This window comes from Microcystis sp. LSC13-02 (assembly GCA_002282935.1).
In the GTDB taxonomy this organism is placed as follows: domain Bacteria; phylum Cyanobacteriota; class Cyanobacteriia; order Cyanobacteriales; family Microcystaceae; genus Microcystis.
In genome coordinates, this window is record MTBT01000089.1 from 1 (window position 1) to 4,892 (window position 4,892).

At 46.4% G+C, this 4,892-nt stretch carries 5 protein-coding genes; all 5 read left to right on the forward strand.

The window, feature by feature from the left end; genetic code table 11:
• Positions 1-114 precede the first annotated feature (114 nt).
• Positions 115-432 (forward strand): hypothetical protein, encoded by a 318-nt coding sequence (locus BGL89_RS05255; protein WP_286824783.1) that lies wholly within the window; start codon positions 115-117, stop codon positions 430-432.
• Between the two features lie 130 nt (positions 433-562).
• Complete coding sequence (locus tag BGL89_RS05260; protein WP_286824784.1) at positions 563-1,702, forward strand: DegT/DnrJ/EryC1/StrS family aminotransferase; 1,140 nt, start codon at positions 563-565, stop codon at positions 1,700-1,702.
• Between the two features lie 37 nt (positions 1,703-1,739).
• A complete protein-coding gene (gene crtB, locus BGL89_RS05265; protein ID WP_286824786.1) occupies positions 1,740-2,645 on the forward strand; it encodes a cyanoexosortase B in 906 nt (301 codons plus the stop codon).
• Entirely contained in the window at positions 2,638-3,384 is a 747-nt protein-coding gene (locus BGL89_RS05270) for a cyanoexosortase B system-associated protein (RefSeq protein ID WP_286824787.1), read from the forward strand. Before crtB ends, BGL89_RS05270 begins: the two co-directional genes overlap by 8 nt.
• A 122-nt stretch (positions 3,385-3,506) precedes the next feature.
• Positions 3,507-4,721, forward strand: a complete 1,215-nt coding sequence (locus tag BGL89_RS05275) for a polysaccharide biosynthesis/export family protein (RefSeq protein ID WP_286824788.1) — start codon at positions 3,507-3,509, stop codon at positions 4,719-4,721.
• Positions 4,722-4,892 lie beyond the last annotated feature (171 nt).

Here is a 4,892-nt window from a genome sequence, read left to right on the forward strand (position 1 = left end):
GGTGCGGAACCCCGCAAGGGAAAGAAGCAGAAACCTAAATCGTGAGGTTTGGGAATCACCGTCCGTTTACGGCGGTGAGGATGTCAAAATAACCAGTTCTATCGGACAAATACCATGATTAATCACGATCCTTTCGGCGATCGCAAATTAGAGCGACTGCAATTAATGTTATATCTAATTCCCTTTCTAGGGGTGATTCCCTCCGCTTGGACATGGTATCGAGGGGAAAGAAAAGGAAAACAACGGCAAATTAGTCGCTTATCTCTGAATTTAACGCTAGGATGGCTGCTTTTTTACGCTTTCCTCTGGACTGGGGCTACTTTCAGCGACCAAACCTTGAGTTTTCGCTTTTTATACTGGAACGGTTTATTAACTTCTGCTTATATTCTCCTCTGCCTAGGAATTATCTTCAAAGTTTGGCGGCAAAAATAAATAGCTAGGCAGTCAACTTGATTCTTTTGGCCAAGTCAAGACCAAATCCCCTGAATAGGAATCTAGCCAACTCGCTCAAATCCATGCTAGTCTGTTGACACTTAATAATATCTCCATAAACAAGCACTAGATGAATTTCAGTTTAATCAAAGTTCCCTTTGTGGATTTAACTTGGCAAAATCAGCCCCTACAAGCAAAAATTACCGAGGCAATCCAAACAGTTATCGACCGGGGAGATTTTGTTTTAGGCCAAGCTTTAGCCGAATTTGAAACCGCCTTTGCCCAAGCTTGCGGAGTCGAGTATGCTGTGGGAGTAGCTTCTGGCACTGCTGCTCTTACCCTGGCTTTACAAGCTTACGGCATCGGTGCTGGGGATGAAGTGCTAGTCCCCGCTAATACCTTTGTCGCTACCCTTATGGGTGTTGTGCAAGCGGGGGCCAAACCGATTTTAGTTGATTGTCACCTCGATACAGCCCTAATTGACCTCGCGGCGGCTGCTCAAAGAATTACCCCCAACACCCGCGCCATTCTCCCCGTACACCTGTACGGACAGATGGTATCACCCCAACAATTACAGGATTTTGCCCGCAGCTATAATCTGATTATCTTTGAAGATGCGGCCCAGGCCCATTTAGCCAGTAGAGAAGGTTATCGCGCCGGCAGTGTCGGTGTAGCGGCTGGGTTTAGTTTTTATCCCAGTAAAAATTTGGGTGCTTTTGGCAATGGCGGAATGTTAGTGAGCAATGATCCCGAAATTAGCCAAAAAGCCCGCAGTTTAAGAAATTATGGCGCACCGAGCAAGTATTTCCACACCGATATCGGCACTAATAGCCGTTTGGATAGCATACAAGCCGCCATTTTAAACATTAAATTACCCCATCTGGAAAGCTGGAATCGCTCCCGTCATCGAGCGGCAAGACAATACGACAGGCTTTTGGCTCCTTTAGCCGATCAAGGCATTTTACCCGTACGAGACGAAACCGAGACTGGTCATGTCTATCATCTCTACGTTATTCGCATTCTCCCCCATTGTTCCGTTGAGCGCCAACAACTACAAGAACAATTAACTGCCGTCGGTATTCAAACCGGCATTCATTATCCGATTCCTTGTCATCTGCAACCGGCCTATCGCTACCTGGGTTATCAACAGGGAGACTTTCCTAATGCAGAGACTCTCTGTGAAGAAATTGTCTCTCTCCCCATGTACCCCGGCATCAGCGAGGAGCAGATTGACATCGTTGTTGAACAGATCACTGCGATCATCGGGTAACATAAATTCAGAATTTGTCACTAAATCGCTCCGTCCTATGGGTGTTAGTCCTTCCTTGTCCCCCGTCTCCCACAAAAATCGGCAATCTTGGCTGATTATCGGTTTCTTGGCGGTTATCTATGGTCCGGTGATCTTTCACTGGTACGATGGTTGGCTGAATAAATCGATCGGCATCGAACACGAATACTTTAGCCACGGCTTGATTGGCCTTCCCTACGCCGCCTATATTGTCTGGCAGAATCGCAAAAAATGGCAACGCCTCGAAGATCGCTCCCACCCCCTCGGAGCGTTTTTGTTAACCCTAGGAGCGATTTTTTATCTCCTCGGTTCCTCTCTTTGGGTTAGTATGTCTTTTCCGATTATTTTAGCGGGAATCTGTCTCTGGTTAAAAGGAACAGAAGGTTTTAAATTACAGGGATTTCCCCTACTTTTAACAGCCTTAGCGACTCCTAATCCTATCCCCTACCTGATTGCTCCCTATACCCTACCCCTACAGGTTTTTATTGCCGCTTGCGCTGGTTTTATTCTCCAGCAAGCCGGCTTAGATGTCTCCGTTGACGGTATCTATGTAGCGGTAGAAGGTAGGATGGTGGAAGTCGCTCCCTACTGTGCGGGGCTGAAAATGTTATTTACCAGTCTTTACGTGACGCTGCTGCTGCTCCATTGGACTGATACTATCGAAAACGGTCGTAAAACCCGCTTTATGCTCCTCAGTGCCTTTGGAATTAGTGTCGGGGCTAATATTATTCGTAACGCGCTTTTAGCTTGGTTTCACGGCACGGGACAAGAGGAAAACTTTAAATTACTCCACGATAGCTGGGGGGGTGATTTATACTCGGTCTTTATGTTATTACTGATCCTTTTGGTCTTCCAAATCATGCAGTATCGCGAGGCGGTTAAGAAAAAGTCCCCGGCTCAAGAGGAAGGTAACCAGGATGATTAGTCAAAAAATTCCAGCCGAGGTAACTTTAGTGTTAGATAAAGTCAAAAAAAAGCTCCCGGGTAATTATTTACTGCTGTTGTGCCTGCTGCTGCTATTGATTGTAGGGGGTATCTTGCCCAATTTAATTTCTGGCCAGTGGTCTTGGGTGGAGCAACCGAGAATCAGTAATATGCAGAAAATGCGAGTCCTACAAGAATCGGGAATCAAGTTCTCTGACCTGAAAACCATCGACCAGAGCCAAGGAGAAATCGGTGAGGGAAAATGGTCGGTACAAGTGGTGGAAACTCCTGAAGGCAAGAGGATCACCGTGCTTTTAAAGCCACAGATATACTATAAAAATCAACCAGGATTAGAATGGTCGGATATCACTTCGATTAGTCGTTGGAATCAGGGGGAAACAACCGAGCTATTAATCCCCACCCAGTCGGGAGGAAAGGCCACGGCTCGATTCTATCGTGCCTGGACACAAAACACCTTTGCTGTGGTGCAATGGTATGCTTGGCTAGGTGGTGGTCATTACGATCCCTCGGTGTGGTATTGGCTTGACCAATGGGCGCAATTAAAAAGACAGAGAGTACCCTGGATAGCCGTTTCCTTGGTGATTCCCTTAGAACCGACGAAAGAACTGCAAACTCTCACTCCCTTTGCTCTCAATCTCGCCAAGGAAGTTCAAAGTAACTTAGAACAAAATGTCTTAAGTCAATTAACTTCTCTGCCTGAGACCAAAAAAGAAAAGTAGTTTTTCTGCTCCCAACTATCTGTTTAAAAAAAACTAGCTCAAGGCACTTTTCTAGTCCTTAATAGCTTCTTTGTTCCGATAACTCTCAGAAAATAAATTGATATATCTGTATGATTCCAGCAATGCTCAACAAGTTTTTGCCAGTTAGTTTATTCAGAACCAGGGCGATAGCCTTATCAGGGTTGAGTCTGACAGGGTTCTTATGGGTAATTCACTCCGAGAGACTCAAAGCCCAAGGTCCTTTGTCCATACCCCAGACTCAACCCGGAGCCGGGTTGGAATTTTTGCCCCCCCAACCCCCTAATCCCACCTTTCCCGAAAACACGATTCCCCCTACCGGCTACAGTCCACCGGTTTACTCTCCCAATAATCGCCAATCCCGACAAATTCAGACCTATCGACTCGATATCGGCGATCAAATTAGTGTCTCGGTTCCCGATTTTCCCGAATTTAATTCCACGGGGCCGGTGGATCCCGATGGTAATTTTCTGGTGCCGATTTTAGGGCGTATTCCGGTGCTCGGCTTGACTTTAGACGAAGTGCAAACTAAAATCCGCCTCGAATTGGGGCGAAAATACTTGCGGGAGGAACCGGAAGTGATTGCGGTTTTAACCACTGCCCGTCCCGTCCAGTTAACCATTCTGGGAGAGGTACAGCGACCGGGGTTTTATAATGTTGCTCCCAATACTCCCCTAGCGCAGGTACTTTTGGCGGCGGGGGGTGGCACTCCCAGAGCCGATCTGCGTTCGATCGTTGTCCGTCGGGTTTTAGTCGATGGTACGGTATTAGAGGAGAAACTTGACCTTTATACTCCCTTAATTAAAGGAGACCGCTTGCCAGATCTGCGTCTGCAAGGGGGCGATGCCGTGATTGTTTCCAAGCTAGAAGTAGGCCAAGAAACGGGATATAATCGCACCCTAGTGGCTAGAACTACCCTCACCCAGCAGAATATCACCGTCAGGGTTTTAGCTCCCTTAGTTCCTTCGGGAATTGCCCTGAGAAATGTTTCGATTCCTAATGGCAGCACCTTCCTCGATGTGGTGGCTAGTTTACCAGTTTCCGATCGCCTGCGGATCAATGTCAATGAAGTGTCCCTGCTACGTTTTGACAGTGCCAAAGGGGGAATTGTTAGTCAAACTTTGAGTCCGATAGCGGCAGTTAGGGGAGATATATCCCAAAATGTTCCCCTAGAAGATCAAGACGTAATTATTGTCACCCGCACCCTATTAGGGGAAATTTTCGCCGCTTTTAATATTATTACCCAACCCATTCGGGATATTTCCAGTTTTACCAATACAATTCTCGACTTTGGCAATCAATTCAATAACTTCCAATAATTGAGGGGCAACTTGCTCCCTTCACTCCTTAACACAACTTCATCGAAAATTTTGGGTCTGAAACCCCGTCGTTCTAGGTTGGCTTTACCGTTAAATACTAGCGCATTTACCAAATATATGCTAGAATGTGAGACATGGAAAAAGCCTATTCGTTTCGATTTTACCCCACAC

Coding starts and splice junctions, on each gene's coding strand:
- BGL89_RS05275 (WP_286824788.1), top strand. CDS start 3,507: ATGCTCAACAAGTTTTTGCCAGTTAGTTTATTCAGAACCAGGGCGATA.
- BGL89_RS05260 (WP_286824784.1), top strand. CDS start 563: ATGAATTTCAGTTTAATCAAAGTTCCCTTTGTGGATTTAACTTGGCAA.
- BGL89_RS05270 (WP_286824787.1), top strand. CDS start 2,638: ATGATTAGTCAAAAAATTCCAGCCGAGGTAACTTTAGTGTTAGATAAA.
- crtB (WP_286824786.1), top strand. CDS start 1,740: ATGGGTGTTAGTCCTTCCTTGTCCCCCGTCTCCCACAAAAATCGGCAA.
- BGL89_RS05255 (WP_286824783.1), top strand. CDS start 115: ATGATTAATCACGATCCTTTCGGCGATCGCAAATTAGAGCGACTGCAA.